A 14,829-nucleotide genomic window follows, 5' to 3' on the forward strand; every position below is an offset into this window, starting at 1 on the left:
GGCGGCGTCACGAGACGTGGACGGCAGGTCGGCGCTTCACATCCTTCTCGGCCTCGCGCAGCACCTCACGCGTCACCGGGGCGACCTCTCCGACGCCGGTGATCAGGTAGCGGAACATGTTCGAGATCGGGTTGCCCTCCGTCCACTCGAAGTAGATCGTCGGCACGACGCCCGTGATGTCGCGGATCTCGATCAGGATGGCCGCGATCGTGTTCGGCACGTTGCCGCTCGTGACCTGCAGCACCCGGTAGCCGTACTTCACGACCCCGTGCACCACCAGGTCCTCCTCGAAGTCGGAGGAGTCGGAGGGCAGCACCTCCAGGAAGATCGTCCGCGAGCGCTGCGGGATGTGGCTGAACCGGCGCTCGTCCTTGTTCTTGTCCGCGTACTCCTTGGTGGTGTCCACGTCCGGCTCGTGCGAGATGATGCGGATCTCGCCCTCCTCGGCGTCCTCCAGCACGAAGTCGAGCGCCGAGACGTCGAGCGTGACGCTGGTCGCGCGCAGCTGGAAGGACCGGCCGACGCGGGAGACGATCGAGACCACCAGGATGCCGAGGATGAACAGCGTCGCGATCCGCAGTCCGTCCGGCCGCTCGATGATGTTGTCGATCGTCGTGTAGACGAAGATCGCGGTGATGATCCCGAAGACGAGCGTGCGCTTCGGCTGCTTCTTGCGCCACGCGGACAGGCTCACCGCGAGCGACGCAGAGGTGATCAGCACGAGGACACCGGTGGCGTACGCGCCGCCCTGCGCATCCACATCCGCGTCGAAGATCAGCGTGATCAGGAAGGCGATGGCGGTGAACACGAGCACCAGCGGGCGAACGGCCCGCGCCCACTGCGGCGCCATGCCGTACCGCGGCAGGTAGCGAGGGACCAGGTTGAGCAGTCCGGCCATCGCGGACGCGCCGGCGAACCACAGGATGAGGATCGTGCTGATGTCGTAGACGGTCCCGAAGGTGTTGCCGAGGTACTCGTGGGCGAGGTAGGCGAGGGCACGGCCGTTGGCGGATCCGCCCGGCTGGAACTCCTTCTGCGGGATCAGCAGCGTGGTGGTGAAGCTGGAGGTGATCAGGAACACGCTCATGATGATCGCGGCCGTGGTCAGCAGCCGTCCTGCGCCGCGGATGCGGCCCTCGGGGTGGTTCGGGTCGTCGTCCGGCTTGCCCGTGATCTGCGGCATCACGGCGACACCGGTCTCGAAGCCGGAGAGGCCGAGGGCGAGCTTCGGGAACACCAGCAGGGCGACGCCGACGATCAGCAGCGGGTTGCCGTGCGAGGCGAACAGCGCGCTCCACCAGTCGTCGATGGCGCTGGGGTGCTGGAAGACCTCGATGATGGAGGTGGTGACGACGACCACGTTGAGCGCGAGGTAGACGCCGACGAGCACGACGGCGATGCCGATCGCCTCGCGGAACCCCTTCAGGAACACGGCGCCGAGAAGCACCAGCAGGAACAGCGTGATCAGGACATTGTTGCCGTGGAACCAGGATGGCGCGTACGGGTTCTCGATCGCGTGCGCCGAGGCGTCGGCCGCGGACAGGGTGATCGTGATCATGAAGTCCGTCGCGGCGAAGCCGAGCAGGACGAGGACGAACAGCTTGCCGGCCCACCAGGGCAGGAACCGCTCCAGCATGGCGATCGAGCCGGATCCCCGGAAGCTCTCGCGGGCGACCCTCCGGTAGACCGGCAGCGCACCCAGCAGCGTGAGCGCGACGAGCACCAGCGTCGCGAACGGCGAGATCAGCCCGGCGGCGAGGGCCGCGATGGCCGGCTGGTAGCCGAGGGTGGAGAAGTAGTCGACACCGGTGAGGCACATGACCTGCCACCACGAGTGCGTGCGCTCCGGGTTGCGGCCGTGCGGGCCCTGCTGGGTGCCGCGCTCGTCGATCATGCCGCGCAGCAGCCAGTGCTTGAAGCGGGAGCCTCCCGGATCGGCGGGACGCAGCGGGATCGCCTGCCCGGGGACGGGCACCGGCTCCCGCGGCGTGACGCGAGCCGGTCGTTGGCCGGTCAGCTCTGCGGGATCCCGGGCTTCGGAGCCCTCGCCGCCGGACGGTGTGGAGCTGGCCATCGAGGACCCTTCGTTCGTGCCTTCGTGGCTCACTGTACGGTCACCAGGCGGAGGGACGGTAGTCCTTGAGGAACACGCCGTGCACGTCCTCTCCCGCCTCGCCGCGCACGATCGGGTCGTAGACCCGCGCGGCGCCGTCCACCAGGTCGAGAGGGGCGTGGAAGCCCTCCTCGGCGAGCCGCACCTTCGTGTAGTGCGGGCGCTCGTCGGTGATCCACCCGGTGTCGACGCTCGTCATCAGGATGGCGTCCGTCTCGAACATCTCCCGGGAGCTGGTGCGGGTCAGCATGTTGAGCGCCGCCTTGGCCATGTTGGTGTGCGGGTGACCCGGACCCTTGTACGCCCGGCCGAACACGCCCTCCATCGCCGAGACGTTGACCACGTAGGACCGTCGCCCGGGGACCGCTGTGGCCGCGGCGGCGAGCGGCGAGCGCAGCCGGTCGATGAGGATGAACGGCGCCGTCGTGTTGCACAGCTGCACCTCGAGCAGCTCCAGCGGGTCGATTCCGCCGACGCCTTGCGTCCACGTGTTCACGTGCGCGACGTCGGGGACGAGGCCGCCCGCGTCGATGGCGGAGCCGTCGGCGTGCTTGGCGAGGGAGGACGAGCCGGGAGCCATCGCGAGGGAGGCGAGGTCGTCCGCGGTCAGTGCGGCGGCGCCCGCGCCCGCGAGCTCGGCGATCGTGCCGGACACGTCCGCGGCGGAGAGCAGCGGGTGGGCGGCGACCGACGCCTCCAGGGCCTTCGGGTGCGGGTCCGCGGTGTGGCCGAACGTCTCCAGTTCGGGCAGCGGGCCGTCCGGCAGCGGCTGCGACTCCGCCTCGGCGAGCAGGGCGTACGAGCCGGGGGAGCGGCGGACGGTCTGTGCCGCGTTGTTGATCAGGATGTCGAGCGGGCCCTTCGCCGCCACCGAGTCGGCGAGCGCGATCACCTGGGCGGGGTCGCGCAGGTCGATGCCGACCACGCGCAGCCGGTGCAGCCATTGGCCGGCGTCGGGGAGCTGGGCGAATCGGCGCACGGCGTCCCGCGGGAACCGGGTCGTGATGGTCAGGTGGGCGCCGTCGCGCAGCAGCCGCAGCGCGATGTGCATCCCGATCTTGGCGCGCCCCCCGGTGAGCAACGCGCGGCGACCGGTGAGGTCGGTGCGCGCGTTCCGCTTGGCGTGGCTGAACGCGGCGCAGGACGGGCAGAGCTGGTGGTAGAACCAGTCGACCTCGGTGTACGGCTGCTTGCAGATGTAGCAGGCCTGGGCGCGCTGGAGCGTGCCGGCGGTCGCCGACCCGGTCACGGAGGAGGTGAGCTCGCGGCCGCGGGTCTCGTCGTCGATCCGATCGGGGGCGCCGGTGGCCGTCGCTGCCACCACCGCGCGGTCGGCCTCGAGCACCGCATCCCGCAGTTCGCGTCGCCGTGCCTGCTTGACGGCCTTGAACATGTGGCCCGTCGCCCGGCGCACGCGCACGAAATCGGGGTGGTCGTTGTCGAGCTCGTGGAGCTGCGCGAGCACGCGGAGGGTGGTGGCGAGATCGTCCGGATCGAGTCCGGGCGCGACGGGCGTGTCGGCGGGGGTTTCGGGAGGCACCGGAGAATTCTACGTGGCGTCGAGGTCGTCGGCGCTCAGCTCCAGCCAGACCATCCCGCGCAGGTCGATGCGGACGCGGCCGGCGCCCTCGGTCACCCGAGCCAGCATCCCCTCGCACACCGCACAGCACAGCACGAGCCCGCCGGAGACAGGGCGCACGTGCGCCCGGGCGACGACCGCCTCGTCCCCGCAGCTCGCGCAGCGGCCGCGCGCGGTGGTCACGTCGACCGCGAACACCTCGTCGAGGAGTCCCGCGGCCGCGTTGCCGTCGAGGTAGTCGAGATCGTGGCCGGTCATTGCGCGCCTCCGATGCCGCCGTAGCGCTCGGTGCGGATCCGGGCCGGGTCGTGGCCGGCGTCGACGAGCCAGCCGGAGACCGTCTCGACGAACGGGGTGGAGCCGCAGATGTAGAAGGTGGGGGAGTCGGCCGCCGGGAGGGTGAGCTCCGCGAGCGCCTCCTGCATGAGACGTCCGGGCGGCTGCGGCCATCCCGGAGGCGTCTCGCGCGTGTAGACGTAGTCGAGCCGGAGCGGCGCTGCGCCGGCGGCGAGCCGCTCCAGCTCGTCCGCGTAGAAGCGGGACGCCGGAGTGCGCACCGAGTACAGCAGCCGGAACGGCTCGGTGCTGTGAGCTGCGGCGTGCGCGCGCGCCATCGACATCAGGGGGACGACGCCCGACCCGCCCGCGATCAGCTGCACAGGGCCGGCGTCGCCGTGGCGCCAGACGAACCAGCCGCCGACCGGGCCGCGCACCTCCAGCTGGTCGCCGACGGAGACGCCCTCCACCAGGTACGGGGAGACCTCGCCGTCCGGCAGTTCCTCGACGGTCAGCTCGAGCTCGTCGGGGGCGATGTCCCCGGCGCCCGGGGCGGACGCGATCGAGTAGGAGCGCACCGCCTGGTAGCCGTCCGGTGCGGTCAGCCGCACGTCCACGTGCTGTCCCGGAAGGTGGCCGGTGAGTCCGGGGATGCGCAGGCGCAGTGTCCGCGCGTTCGCGGTCTCCTGCCTCGCGCCGACGACGTCGGCAACGCGCCAGGCGGTCGTCACCAGTAGCGCTCCTCTTTCCAGGGGTCGCCGTACATGTTGTAGCCGTTCTGCTCCCAGAACCCCGGCTGATCGTTCGGCAGCATCTGGAGGCCGCTCACCCACTTGGCGCTCTTCCAGAAGTACAGGTGCGGCACGAGCAGGCGCGCGGGACCGCCGTGCTCCGGCGGCAGGTCGGAGCCGTCGAACGAGTGCGCGATCCAGGCCTTGCCGTCGAGCAGGTCCTTCAGCGGCACGTTCGTGGTGTAGCCGCCGTAGCTGTGCGCCATCGTGTACTCGTAGCTCGTGTCGACGCCGTCGAACAGGGTGTCGAGGGCGACACCGCGCCAGGACGTGCCCAGCTTCGACCAGCTGGTCACGCAGTGGATGTCCGTGGCGACGTCCTCCTGCGGGAGCGCAAGGAACTCGTCCCAGCTCCAGCGGTGCACGACGCCGGTCTCGGTCGTGATGGTGAACGCCCACGCGTCCTTGGCCACCCGCGGCGTCGGCCCGGCCGAGAGCACAGGGAAGCCCTGGGTCTCGTACTGGCCGGGAGGGAGCCGGGTGTCGTCCGTCCTGCGCCGGCCCATGAAGCCGGAGGAGATGATTCCCATGGCGGGAGCCTAATGGGCGGCGAACCGGAGGTCTATGGTGAGGACATGACCGCCGTCGACCTCGGGATGCCGCGTGCACGCAGCACGGGCGCTCCCGACACCGCGGGCCGGCCCGACCATCCCGGGCTGATCGACCGGTTCGGGCGTGTCGCACGCGACCTGCGGGTGTCCGTCACCGAGAAGTGCTCATTGCGCTGCACGTACTGCATGCCCGCGGAGGGCCTGCCTGCTATCGCGCGCGACGACCTGCTGACGCCCGCCGAGATCGCGCGGCTGGTGCGGATCGGCGTGCGCGACCTCGGCATCCGCGAGGTGCGCTTCACCGGGGGCGAGCCGCTGATGCGCGCCGACCTCGCCGAGATCATCGGGCTGTCCGCCGAGGCGGCGCCCGGCATCGACCTCAGCATCACGACCAACGGCATCGGCCTCGACCACCGGGTGCGGTCGCTCGTCGACGCGGGCCTGACCAGGGTCAACATCTCGCTGGACACGGTCGACCGCGAGCACTTCGCCGCGCTGACCCGCCGCGACCGCCTCCCCGCCGTGTTCGCCGGCGTCGCCGCCGCGCACGCGGCCGGGCTGACCCCGCTCAAGCTGAACGCCGTGATGATGCGGCAGACCGTCGGCCACGCGCCGGAGCTGCTGGCGTGGGCGATCGCGAACGGCTGCCGGCTGCGCTTCATCGAGCAGATGCCGCTCGACGCCGATCACGCCTGGCTGCGCGAGAACATGGTGGATGCGGCGGAGCTGCTGGAGGTGCTCGGCACCCGCTTCGCGCTCACCCCCGTCGGGCGCCCGGACGACCCGTCCGCCCCGGCGGAGGAGTGGCTGGTGGACGGCGGCCCCGACACCGTGGGGATCATCGCCTCGGTGACCCGCTCGTTCTGCTCCGCGTGCGACCGGACCAGGATCACCGCGGAGGGCACCGTGCGCTCGTGCCTGTTCGGCGACGACGAGACGGACCTGCGCGGGCTGCTGCGCGGCGGCGCGGACGATGGCGAGATCGCGCGCTGGTGGCGGGGCGCGATGTGGGGCAAGCAGAGCGGTCACGGCATGGAGCGGGCGGGCTTCCGCCCTCCGGTGCGGAGCATGGGGGCGATCGGTGGCTGACGTCCTGGTGCGCTACTTCGCCGCGGCCGAGGAGGCCGCCGGCCGCGAGGAGGAGATCATCGCGATCCCGGAGGCGACGCTCGGCGCGCTCCGTGCCGAGCTGGTCGCCCGGTACGGAGCCCCGATGGAGAAGGTGCTCGCGGGCGGTTCGTTCCTGGTCGACGGGGTCGTCGCCCGCGACGTGACCCGGCCTGTCGGCTCGCGTGTCGACGTCCTGCCTCCTTTCGCGGGCGGATGATCGTCCGGTAGCCTTCCGAAAAGGGGGTCGCCATGAGCGCGTACATGACGGAATTCGATCGGGTGCACCGCAGCAGGGTCCGGTTCGCCTGGCTGATCGTGCTGGCGGTCGTCACCGGTGCGGGCGCGTGGCTCACCGCCCCGTTCGGGATCGTGCAGCTGACCCGCGGCGAGGCCGCCGGCTGGCTGCTCGTGGCCGCGGGCGTGCTGCTGCTCGGACTGTGCGTCGCCGCCATCATCGTCGCCGTGCGCGCGCACGGCCGCATCGCCCCTCAGAGCCTGCCGGGCAAGGCGAACCCGGCGTTCGACGAGCCGCAGCCCTCGAAGAACCCGAACGGCGGCTTCGCGCTCGTAGACTCGCAGCTCGGCTCGCACTGACCCCTGCCCGCTCGCGCCTCAGACGGGCGTGATGTGCACGTCCGACTCGGGCACCGAGAGCCGGACGCGCGTGCCGGGGGCGAGGCGGAGCTCGGCGACCAGGGCGGCGGGGGTCAGGGCGGTGAGGCGATCGGTGCGGATGCGCACGAGGTCGTCGCGCGGCTCGAGCGCGGTCACCGTGGCCGGGATGCCGTCGGCGTCCGGCTCGCGGCCGCCGGTCCGCGGCATCGACACGGAGACCGCGGACGGACGCACCACCGCGGTCACCCGCGCGCCTTCGGCGACCGGCGCGGCCGTCGTCCCCGCCAGGGCGAAGCCGTCGTCCGTCACCAGTCCATCCCGGGTCCGGCGTCCGGTCAGCAGGGTCAGCCCGGCGAGCTCTGCGGTGAACGGGTGCCGGGGATGCGCGAGCACCCGCGCGGTCGGTCCCTCCTCCACGACGCGCCCGGCCCCCAGCACCGCGACCCGGTCGGCGAGCAGGTAGGCGTCGAGGGCGTCGTGCGTCACGATCACCGCCGTCCGCGCGGCGAGCACGTCGGAGAGCATCCCGCGCAGCTCGGCGGCGACGCTCACGTCGAGCGAGGCGAGCGGTTCGTCCAGGAGCGTGAGCAGGGGTTCGGCCGCCAGGGCTCGGGCGATCGCGACGCGCTGCGCCTGCCCGCCGGAGAGGTCGCCTGGCCGGCGGTCGGCGAAGGCGGCGCACCCCGTCCGCTCGAGCCACCGGTCGGCCCGCTCCCTCGCCTCGGTGCGCGGGACACCGGCCGATCGCGGGGCGAACTCGACGTTCCTGCGCACGCTGAGGTGCGGGAAGAGCAGCGCGTCCTGCGCGAGCAGGGCGATGCCGCGGCGGTGCGGGGGCAGCCATCGGGCGGGACCGGACGCCGGGAGCTCGAACAGCACATCATCGCCGAGCGCGGCGCTTCCGGTGTCCGGCCGCAACAGTCCCGCGAGAATCGCGAGCACCGACGACTTTCCGGCGCCGTTCGGCCCGAGCAGTGCGAGCGTCTCGCCCGCGGCCAGCCGGAGGTCGACGTCGACGCCCCGCTCGGCGAGGGAGGCGCGGAGGCGGAGGGTCATGCGGTCCTCCTCCGCAGCGGTTCGCCCGCGCCGTGCGCCACGGCGACGACGGCGATCGCCACCGCGATCAGCACCAGCGAGAGGGCGACGGCGGCGTCGGGATCCGTCTCACGCTGCAGGTAGATCTCCAGCGGCAGCGTCCTGGTCACACCCTGCAGGCTGCCGGCGAAGGTGAGTGTTGCGCCGAACTCGCCGAGGGCGCGGGCGAACGACAGGATCGCCCCGGACAGAATGGCCGGGGCGACCAGCGGAAGCGTCACCCGGAGGAGCACGGTCGAGGGGCGGGCGCCGAGGGTCGCCGCCACCGCCTCGTAGCGCTCGCCGCCCGTGCGCAGCGCGCCCTCGAGGCTGAGGACCAGGAAAGGCAGGGCGACGAAGGTCTGCGCGATGACAACGGCGGGCGTCGAGAAGGCCACATTCAGCGCGCCGTCCAGCAGGCCGCGCCTGCCGTAGAGCGCGAGGAGCGCGAGGCCGCCCACGACGGGAGGCAGCACCAGCGGGAGCAGCACGACCGCGCGCAGCAGGCCGCGACCGCGAAACGGCACCCGGGCCAGCACCACGGCCATCGGGATGCCGAGCACCAGGCAGGCGGCGGTGGCCAGCAGCGAGGTGCGCAGGCTGAGCAGCAGCGCATCCACCGACGACGGCGACGTGACCAGAGCGAGGAAGTGCGCCCAGTCGACGCGGACGACCATCGCCGCGAGCGGTAGCAGGACGAAGAGCGCACCCAGTCCCGCGATCACCAGCACCCAGCGCGGGACGCCCGAGCTCACGGCGCCCCGAAGCCGGCCGCCTTCAGCACCGCGCGGCCCTCCGGTCCGGTGACGTAGGCGAGGAACGCCTTCCCGCCCTCCGCGTTCGCGCCCTGGCCGACCGTCGCGATCGGATAGGTGTTGACGACATCCTTCGCCTCGGGGAACGGCACGGACGTGACCTTGCCTGACGCGCCCGTGACGTCGGTCGCGTAGACGATGCCCGCGTCGGCCTCGCCGGCGATCACCTTGCCGAGCACGTCGGTGACGGACGACTCCTGGCTGACCGGCTTGAGCGTCACACCGGAGCTCGCCTCCACCTTCGCGGTGGCGGTGCCGCACGGCACCTGCGGGGCGCAGACCACGGTCTTGACCCCCGGCTTCGCCAGGTCGGCGAACGACGTGACGTGCGCCGGGTTGCCCGGTGGGACCGCGATGGCGAGGATGTTCGTCGCGAAGTCCACCGGATCGCCGGAGGTGACGCTCGCCGTCACGGCCTTCTTCATGTTCGCCTCGTCGGCGGAGGCGAACACGTCGGCGGGCGCTCCGGCGCTCAGCTGGCTGACCAGGTCGGAGGAGCCGCCGAAGCTGAACGTCACCGTGCTGCCGGGGTTCGCCTCCTCGAAGTCCTTCCCGAGCTCGGTGAAGGTCTTCGTCAGAGATGCCGCCGCGAAGACGGTGATGGTGCCCGTTGCGCCGGTCGTCGTCGTCGAGCCGCTGGCGGACGGCGACGCCGCCGAGCATCCCGTGGTGGCGAGCAGAACGGCGGCGAGCGCAGCGCCTGCGGCGACCACGGAGACCGGGCGGCGGCGTGAGCGGGAGGGGGCGCGGGACGGCCTCATTCGGGGACTCCTGCGGTCTCGACGATGACGTTGGTGGCCTTGACGACGGCGACGGCGACGGAGCCGGGCTCGAGCCCGAGTTCGCGCACGGCCTCGCTGCTGATGAGGGAGACGACGCGGTGCGGCCCGCACTGCAGCTCCACCTGTGCCATGACACGGTCCATCACGATGTCGGTGACGATGCCGACGAACCGGTTGCGCGCCGACCGGCCGACGCCGGCCGGGTCCGCGGGCAGCACGGCCTGCTGCTTGGCCAGCCGCGCGAGCTCGAGCCCGTCGACGACCGTGCGGCCGGCGGTGTCCCTTGCGCTGCCGATGATGCCGGCCTCGATCCACCTGCGCACGGTGTCGTCGCTGACCCCGAGGTAGAGCGCGGCGTCTTTGATCCGTATCTGCGGCATGGTGCCTAGTCTAGGACCGCAGACGCGACTTTCTAGGAGTGCTCAGGGGACGACGGTGACCAGTGTGCCCAGCGGCAGCGCATCGACCGCCTGGACGCCTGCGGCATCCATTCGAATGCAGCCGTGGGAGACCGCGCCGCTCGACGTCTCCTGGAAGTGGATGCCGATGAGGCCGCCGTCGTGGCCGCCGTACGGCTCGTCTGCGCCGGTGGCGTGCAGCGACGTCAGCTGGATGCGGTGGTCGGTCTGGTCCTGGTCGGCGTCGGTGTACCGGGCCTGCAGGTACCCGGTCACGCCGGTCGGGGTGGGCGTCTCGGGCGTTCCGACACCCACCGTGAACGTCTGCGCGGCCGACCCGGGTGTGAGGATGGAGAGCGTCCGGGCGGAGACGGAGATCTCGACGCGGCCGGTGAGCTTCCGGGGCTCCTGCAGGTAGGAGGTCGGCAGCCACGCGGCCGTCTGTGCGGTGGCAGGAGCGGTCGCCGTCGCCTTCGACGGCAGGATGCTGCGCGCCGGCGTGAGGGCGAGCGCCCACGGGCCGTCGGTGCGGACGACATCCACCACGGTCGGCTCGGCCAGGAAGTCGAGCATCGGCAGGCGGGCGATGGGCGTGCTGCGGTCGGCGCCGTACAGCGGGGCGTCCTTCCGCAGGGTATACGCCGTCACGTCCGAGATGTCCGCGGGGGCAGTGAGCAGGCCGTGGACGACCGCCTTGTACACCGCGGCGGGAAGCACGATGACCTGCCGGGAGGTGAGCGATGGCGGCTCCGTCGTCGATGCGGACGGTGACGACGCGGCGGACGTGGCGGACGCGGAGGCGGTGGGCCGGGAGTCGGTGGTCGAACACCCCGCCAGCACGGCGAGGGCGGCGATGCAGAGGGCGGCGACGGGGAGTCGGGACGTCATGGTTCCTTCGAGGGACGGCGAGAGGGCCGGCCGCAGGGGATGCAGCCGACCCTCTCGGTCACGGGTCCTCGGTCAGCCGGAGACCTTCGGGAGGTTCGGCGTCGTCGGAGTGACCTTGCCCTTCGGGGTCGGGAGGCCGGGGTCGGTCGTGACGGTGTCACCGGTCACCGTGACCGTTGTCGTCTCGACGTGGCCGCTGTCGGCGCCCGTCAGGGTGTAGGAGATGGTGCCGGCGGGCAGGGTGCCGTACCACGACTCGCCGTAGGCGACCGCGCCGTTCACGTTCGCGGTGCCGCTGTGGGTTTCGACGGCCCCTGCGTAGGTGCTCGTCACCGTGACGACCTCGCCCGGGGTGAAGCCACCGGCGATGACGATGACACCGGTGTCGTGGAGCTGCTGCGTGGTGAGCGTGCTCGGGATGGCGACGGCCCCCGCGGGTGCCAGCACCGTGAGGTCGACGGCGTCCGCCGTGGTCGTTCCGTCGGCGGCGGTGACCGCGTACGACAGTCCCGAGGAGAGCCCGTGCTCGGGGATCCAGGTCGTGTCGAAGGCGCCCGTGTCGTCCGTGGTGACGGTGGTGGCCTCCGTGGTGATCTCCACGCCGTCGTAGGAGCCGGTCAGCGTGACGGTGACCGCGGTCGACGCGGCGAACCCGGTGCCGGCGATGCTCAGGCCATCGCCCAGGGAGACGGGCCCGAAGTCCGTGCCGTTCCACGCGCCGAGGGTGAAGGACGTGGGAGTCGCGGTGAACGTCGGCGCTGCCGCTTCGGGCGTCTCGGGCGCGGCCGGGTCGGCCGGGGCCGGGGTCTCGGTCGAGGCGGGCGGGTCGGTCGGCGTCGCGTCGTCGGCGTAGGCCGGCATCGTCGCGAAGAGGCCGCCGCCGACGAGTGCGGCGGCGGCCAGGACGGACGCGGCGCGCCCGGATCGAGTGGAGAGCATCTGTGTCCTCTACAGAAGTCAGGCGTCACGGAAGGCGGACGCGTGTCGGTGGAATCGGAACGGCCGGGGCCGCTTCGTGGCAACGCTAGAGTGCGCGACCGCGGCCTTCGGGCCCGGGACGCTCTGCTCCGTGGACAGCTCGTTCCACTGCGTGCCGCGCCCGACGCCGCTCCGTGTGGGGTGCGTCGGTCCCGGCCTCGGCGCAGGGCCGTTCCTCTCACCGCGCAGTGCGGGTCACCGCGCTCGGCTCAGAGACCCACCCACTCGGAGGCCCCATCATCGAAGCGCTGACGCTTCCAGATCGGCACCCGTGCCTTGATCGTCTCGACCAGCTCGGCGCAGGCGGCGAACGCCTCCGCCCGGTGCGGCGCGGCGACCGCGGCGACGAGCGCGATGTCCCCGATCGTCAGCGCACCCACCCGGTGCGCAGCGGCGACGCGGAGTCCGGTGCGCTCCGCGACCTCCGCGCAGCAGGCGCGCAGGAACGCCTCCGCGTCGGGATGCGCGCGATAGTCGAGCGCGGTGACCGTGCGCCCTCCGTCGTGGTCGCGGACGATGCCCTGGAAGGACACGACGGCTCCGGCGTCGGCGCGCCACACGAACGCGTCGACGACCGCCGGGTCCAGCGGCTCATCCGTGACGGCGGCGAGCACCGTCTCCGTGCCGCTCACGCGTGGTCACCCCCTCGGAGCTGGTCGATCAGGTGCGGGAGCAGGTCGTCCAGCACGGCGAGCCCGTCGGCGACTCCGCCGCGCGAGCCGGGCAGGTTCACCACGATCGTGCGGCCGGCGATGCCTGCCCTGCCGCGGCTGAGCGCCGCGAGCGGCGTCGCCGCGGCGCCGCGGGCGCGCAGCGCCTCTGCGACCCCTGGCAGCTCGCGGTCGAGCACCGCCGCGGTTGCCTCGGGGGTCCGGTCGTCGGGGGAGACGCCGGTGCCGCCCGTGGTGATCAGCACGGCGGGATGCTCGGCGGTCCCAGCGCGGACCGCCTCCGCGATCGCGGCATCGGCGACCACGCGCACCTCCGCGCGGAACCCGTGGCGCGAGAGCCACTCCGCGATCACGGGGCCGGTCGCGTCCTCCGCGGCTCCGGCCGCGGCGCGCGTCGAGGAGACGAGCACGACCGCGGCGTCCTCGCGCGGGGCGGCCGAGCCCGCAGCCTCGTCCGCCTCCAGCACCGCGGGCTCCGCGGTCTCGCCGTCCCGTCGCCACTCGCCGCGCTTGCCCCCGCGCTTCTCCACGAGCCGCACCTCGGTGAGCACGGCCGCCGGATCCACCGCCTTGACCATGTCGTGCAGCGTCAGCCCGGCGACGGCGACGGCGGTCAGCGCCTCCATCTCCACCCCGGTGCGCCCGCGCGTCTTCGCGATGGTCTCGATGTTGATGCGCCCGGCCGCTTCGTCGAGCCGGAAGTCGACGCGCACCGAGGTCAGCGGCAGCGGGTGGCAGAGCGGGATGAGGTCGCTCGTGCGCTTGGCCCCGGTGATCCCCGCGATGCGGGCGGTCGCCAGCACGTCCGCCTTGGGCATCCCGTCGGCGGCGACCAGCCGGACCACGTCCGGGGTCGTCTGCAGGTGACCGCGCGCGACGGCCTCGCGCTCGGTCTCCGGCTTCTCGCCGACGTCGACCATGCGGGCGCGGCCGTCGGAGTCCAGGTGGCTGAGCTCTGTCATAGCGTCCACACTGTCACGTCCGATCCGGCATCGACGCTCTCGACGTGCGCCGGGATGTCCAGCAGCACGTCCGCGCGCGCCATCGCGGCGACCAGGTGCGAGCCGGGTCCTGCGACGGGGGAGACCTCGCCGTCGGTCAGCCGTCCGCGCAGGAACTGGCGCTTGCCGGGCACCGACCGCACCGGTTCGGCGAGCCTGGCCGTGGACAGCGGGAGCGGGTCGAGGCCCGAGGCCGCTCGCAGCGGTGCGCGCAGGAACACGGTGAACGAGATCTGCGTGCTCACGGGGTTGCCAGGGAAGCAGAGCACCGGCACCCCGTCGACGACCGCGGTCGCCTGCGGGCCGCCCGGCTGCATCGCGACGGTGGTGACCTCGGCGCCGCGCGGCGCGAGCACCTCCCTGACCACCTCGTAGGCGCCCTTCGAGATGCCGCCGGAGGTGATCACCAGGTCGCAGGAGGCGACGGCCTCGTCGAAGAGCCGGGCGAAGGTGGCGGGGTCGTCGTCGCTGGTCCGGCGGACGGCGACCGAGGCCCCCGCCTCCTCGACGAGGGCCGCCAGCGCGACGCCGTTCGCGTCGAACACCTGGCCGAAGCGCGCGGGCGACTCCGGCGTCGTGAGCTCGGATCCGGTCGTCAGGATGCCGACCTTCAGCCGCGATCGGACGAGGACCGACTCCACCCCGGCCGCGGCCAGCGCCGCCAGATGCCGAGGGGCGAGCCGCGTGCCGGCGGGCACGAGCACCTCGCCCCTGCGCAGGTCGCTGCCGCGCTCGCGCACGTACTCGCCGCGCTCGCGCGACCGGCGGATCTCCACGATCGCGCCGGCGAGGTCGTCGTCGCGACCGAGGATGAGCTCGGTGTCCTCGACGGGAACGACGGCGTCGGCGCCGGCGGGGACCGGAGCGCCCGTCATGATCCGGATCGCGGTGCCGGGCGTGTGGGCGACCGGGGTCTCGTGGCCGGCGGGGATGTCGCCAGCGACCTCCAGGGCGACCGGCGTTCTGCGGATGTCCGCCGCGCGCACGGCGAAGCCGTCCATCTGCGAGTTGCGGAACAGCGGCAGGTCCACCTCGGAGCGGATGTCGCCCGCGCTGATCCTGCCGGAAGCCGCGGCCAGCGGGAGCGACTCGACGGCCGGCTCCGCGGTCAGGGGCGCGAGCAGCCTCGCGACGGTCTCGGCGTGCTCGTCGGCGCTGCGCGGGGGTGTCATGCGTTCAGTATCCCG

General features: G+C 72.7%; 17 protein-coding genes. 3 read left to right on the top strand and 14 right to left on the bottom strand.

The window, feature by feature from the left end; genetic code table 11:
* Nucleotides 1–7: 7 nt before the first annotated feature.
* From AAME72_RS14160 to AAME72_RS14180, 5 genes are all read right to left on the bottom strand, one after another.
* On the bottom strand, nt 8–1,894 hold the full coding sequence (locus AAME72_RS14160) for an amino acid transporter (RefSeq protein ID WP_348790139.1): 1,887 nt from the start codon (nt 1,892–1,894) through the stop codon (nt 8–10).
* A 220-nt stretch (nt 1,895–2,114) separates the two neighbouring features.
* Nucleotides 2,115–3,653, bottom strand: coding sequence for an SDR family NAD(P)-dependent oxidoreductase (locus AAME72_RS14165; protein ID WP_348787196.1), 1,539 nt, complete (start codon nt 3,651–3,653; stop codon nt 2,115–2,117).
* 9 nt (nt 3,654–3,662) lie between these two features.
* Nucleotides 3,663–3,950: a DUF6510 family protein gene (locus AAME72_RS14170; protein WP_348787197.1), complete on the bottom strand. Its 288-nt coding sequence runs from the start codon at nt 3,948–3,950 to the stop codon at nt 3,663–3,665.
* The gene (locus AAME72_RS14175; RefSeq protein ID WP_348787198.1) at nt 3,947–4,699 is read right to left on the bottom strand and encodes a ferredoxin reductase; all 753 of its coding nucleotides are present in this window, start codon (nt 4,697–4,699) and stop codon (nt 3,947–3,949) included. Before AAME72_RS14175 ends, AAME72_RS14170 begins: the two co-directional genes overlap by 4 nt.
* Nucleotides 4,696–5,289: a sulfite oxidase-like oxidoreductase gene (locus AAME72_RS14180; RefSeq protein WP_348787199.1), complete on the bottom strand. Its 594-nt coding sequence runs from the start codon at nt 5,287–5,289 to the stop codon at nt 4,696–4,698. Before AAME72_RS14180 ends, AAME72_RS14175 begins: the two co-directional genes overlap by 4 nt.
* A gap of 45 nt (nt 5,290–5,334) precedes the next feature.
* On the opposite strand from AAME72_RS14180, the gene moaA reads away from it, so the two are divergent.
* The 3 genes from moaA to AAME72_RS14195 are packed head-to-tail and all read left to right on the top strand — an operon-like array spanning nt 5,335 to nt 7,014.
* Nucleotides 5,335–6,399 (top strand): GTP 3',8-cyclase MoaA, encoded by a 1,065-nt coding sequence (moaA, locus tag AAME72_RS14185; RefSeq protein WP_348787200.1) that lies wholly within the window; start codon nt 5,335–5,337, stop codon nt 6,397–6,399.
* Nucleotides 6,392–6,637 (top strand): MoaD/ThiS family protein, encoded by a 246-nt coding sequence (locus AAME72_RS14190; RefSeq protein WP_348787201.1) that lies wholly within the window; start codon nt 6,392–6,394, stop codon nt 6,635–6,637. The genes moaA and AAME72_RS14190 overlap by 8 nt, the downstream gene beginning before the upstream one ends.
* A gap of 32 nt (nt 6,638–6,669) precedes the next feature.
* Nucleotides 6,670–7,014: a hypothetical protein gene (locus tag AAME72_RS14195; RefSeq protein ID WP_348787202.1), complete on the top strand. Its 345-nt coding sequence runs from the start codon at nt 6,670–6,672 to the stop codon at nt 7,012–7,014.
* An 18-nt stretch (nt 7,015–7,032) separates the two neighbouring features.
* Here AAME72_RS14195 and AAME72_RS14200 read toward each other — a convergent pair whose 3' ends face one another.
* The 9 genes from AAME72_RS14200 to glp all read right to left on the bottom strand — a co-directional run bounded on the left by AAME72_RS14200 (nt 7,033) and on the right by glp (nt 14,814).
* Nucleotides 7,033–8,091 carry an ABC transporter ATP-binding protein gene (locus AAME72_RS14200; RefSeq protein ID WP_348787203.1) on the bottom strand — a complete coding sequence of 353 codons (1,059 nt, stop codon included), beginning with the start codon at nt 8,089–8,091 and terminating at the stop codon, nt 7,033–7,035.
* Nucleotides 8,088–8,864 carry an ABC transporter permease gene (locus AAME72_RS14205; protein WP_348787204.1) on the bottom strand — a complete coding sequence of 259 codons (777 nt, stop codon included), beginning with the start codon at nt 8,862–8,864 and terminating at the stop codon, nt 8,088–8,090. Before AAME72_RS14205 ends, AAME72_RS14200 begins: the two co-directional genes overlap by 4 nt.
* Entirely contained in the window at nt 8,861–9,685 is an 825-nt protein-coding gene (gene modA, locus AAME72_RS14210; protein ID WP_348787205.1) for a molybdate ABC transporter substrate-binding protein, read from the bottom strand. The genes AAME72_RS14205 and modA overlap by 4 nt, the downstream gene beginning before the upstream one ends.
* On the bottom strand, nt 9,682–10,086 hold the full coding sequence (locus AAME72_RS14215) for a TOBE domain-containing protein (protein WP_348787206.1): 405 nt from the start codon (nt 10,084–10,086) through the stop codon (nt 9,682–9,684). The genes modA and AAME72_RS14215 overlap by 4 nt, the downstream gene beginning before the upstream one ends.
* Before the next feature lie 42 nt (nt 10,087–10,128).
* Complete coding sequence (locus tag AAME72_RS14220) at nt 10,129–10,992, bottom strand: L,D-transpeptidase (protein WP_348787207.1); 864 nt, start codon at nt 10,990–10,992, stop codon at nt 10,129–10,131.
* Nucleotides 10,993–11,064: 72 nt separating this feature from the next.
* Complete coding sequence (locus AAME72_RS14225; protein WP_348787208.1) at nt 11,065–11,931, bottom strand: hypothetical protein; 867 nt, start codon at nt 11,929–11,931, stop codon at nt 11,065–11,067.
* Between the two features lie 248 nt (nt 11,932–12,179).
* The gene (locus AAME72_RS14230; RefSeq protein ID WP_348787209.1) at nt 12,180–12,602 is read right to left on the bottom strand and encodes a molybdenum cofactor biosynthesis protein MoaE; all 423 of its coding nucleotides are present in this window, start codon (nt 12,600–12,602) and stop codon (nt 12,180–12,182) included.
* Nucleotides 12,599–13,603 (bottom strand): bifunctional molybdenum cofactor biosynthesis protein MoaC/MoaB, encoded by a 1,005-nt coding sequence (moaCB, locus tag AAME72_RS14235; protein WP_348787210.1) that lies wholly within the window; start codon nt 13,601–13,603, stop codon nt 12,599–12,601. The genes AAME72_RS14230 and moaCB overlap by 4 nt, the downstream gene beginning before the upstream one ends.
* On the bottom strand, nt 13,600–14,814 hold the full coding sequence (glp, locus tag AAME72_RS14240) for a gephyrin-like molybdotransferase Glp (RefSeq protein WP_348787211.1): 1,215 nt from the start codon (nt 14,812–14,814) through the stop codon (nt 13,600–13,602). The genes moaCB and glp overlap by 4 nt, the downstream gene beginning before the upstream one ends.
* Nucleotides 14,815–14,829: the final 15 nt, after the last annotated feature.

This window comes from Leifsonia sp. NPDC080035 (assembly GCF_040050925.1).
GTDB lineage: Bacteria > Actinomycetota > Actinomycetes > Actinomycetales > Microbacteriaceae > Leifsonia.

What these genes read in the sequence shown, in the direction of transcription:
- AAME72_RS14160 (WP_348790139.1), bottom strand. Translation starts at nt 1,894, where the DNA reads ATGATCGACGAGCGCGGCACCCAGCAGGGCCCGCACGGCCGCAACCCG.
- AAME72_RS14170 (WP_348787197.1), bottom strand. Translation starts at nt 3,950, where the DNA reads ATGACCGGCCACGATCTCGACTACCTCGACGGCAACGCGGCCGCGGGA.
- AAME72_RS14180 (WP_348787199.1), bottom strand. Translation starts at nt 5,289, where the DNA reads ATGGGAATCATCTCCTCCGGCTTCATGGGCCGGCGCAGGACGGACGAC.
- moaA (WP_348787200.1), top strand. Translation starts at nt 5,335, where the DNA reads ATGACCGCCGTCGACCTCGGGATGCCGCGTGCACGCAGCACGGGCGCT.
- AAME72_RS14195 (WP_348787202.1), top strand. Translation starts at nt 6,670, where the DNA reads ATGAGCGCGTACATGACGGAATTCGATCGGGTGCACCGCAGCAGGGTC.
- AAME72_RS14200 (WP_348787203.1), bottom strand. Translation starts at nt 8,091, where the DNA reads ATGACCCTCCGCCTCCGCGCCTCCCTCGCCGAGCGGGGCGTCGACGTC.
- modA (WP_348787205.1), bottom strand. Translation starts at nt 9,685, where the DNA reads ATGAGGCCGTCCCGCGCCCCCTCCCGCTCACGCCGCCGCCCGGTCTCC.
- AAME72_RS14215 (WP_348787206.1), bottom strand. Translation starts at nt 10,086, where the DNA reads ATGCCGCAGATACGGATCAAAGACGCCGCGCTCTACCTCGGGGTCAGC.
- AAME72_RS14220 (WP_348787207.1), bottom strand. Translation starts at nt 10,992, where the DNA reads ATGACGTCCCGACTCCCCGTCGCCGCCCTCTGCATCGCCGCCCTCGCC.
- AAME72_RS14225 (WP_348787208.1), bottom strand. Translation starts at nt 11,931, where the DNA reads ATGCTCTCCACTCGATCCGGGCGCGCCGCGTCCGTCCTGGCCGCCGCC.
- moaCB (WP_348787210.1), bottom strand. Translation starts at nt 13,603, where the DNA reads ATGACAGAGCTCAGCCACCTGGACTCCGACGGCCGCGCCCGCATGGTC.
- glp (WP_348787211.1), bottom strand. Translation starts at nt 14,814, where the DNA reads ATGACACCCCCGCGCAGCGCCGACGAGCACGCCGAGACCGTCGCGAGG.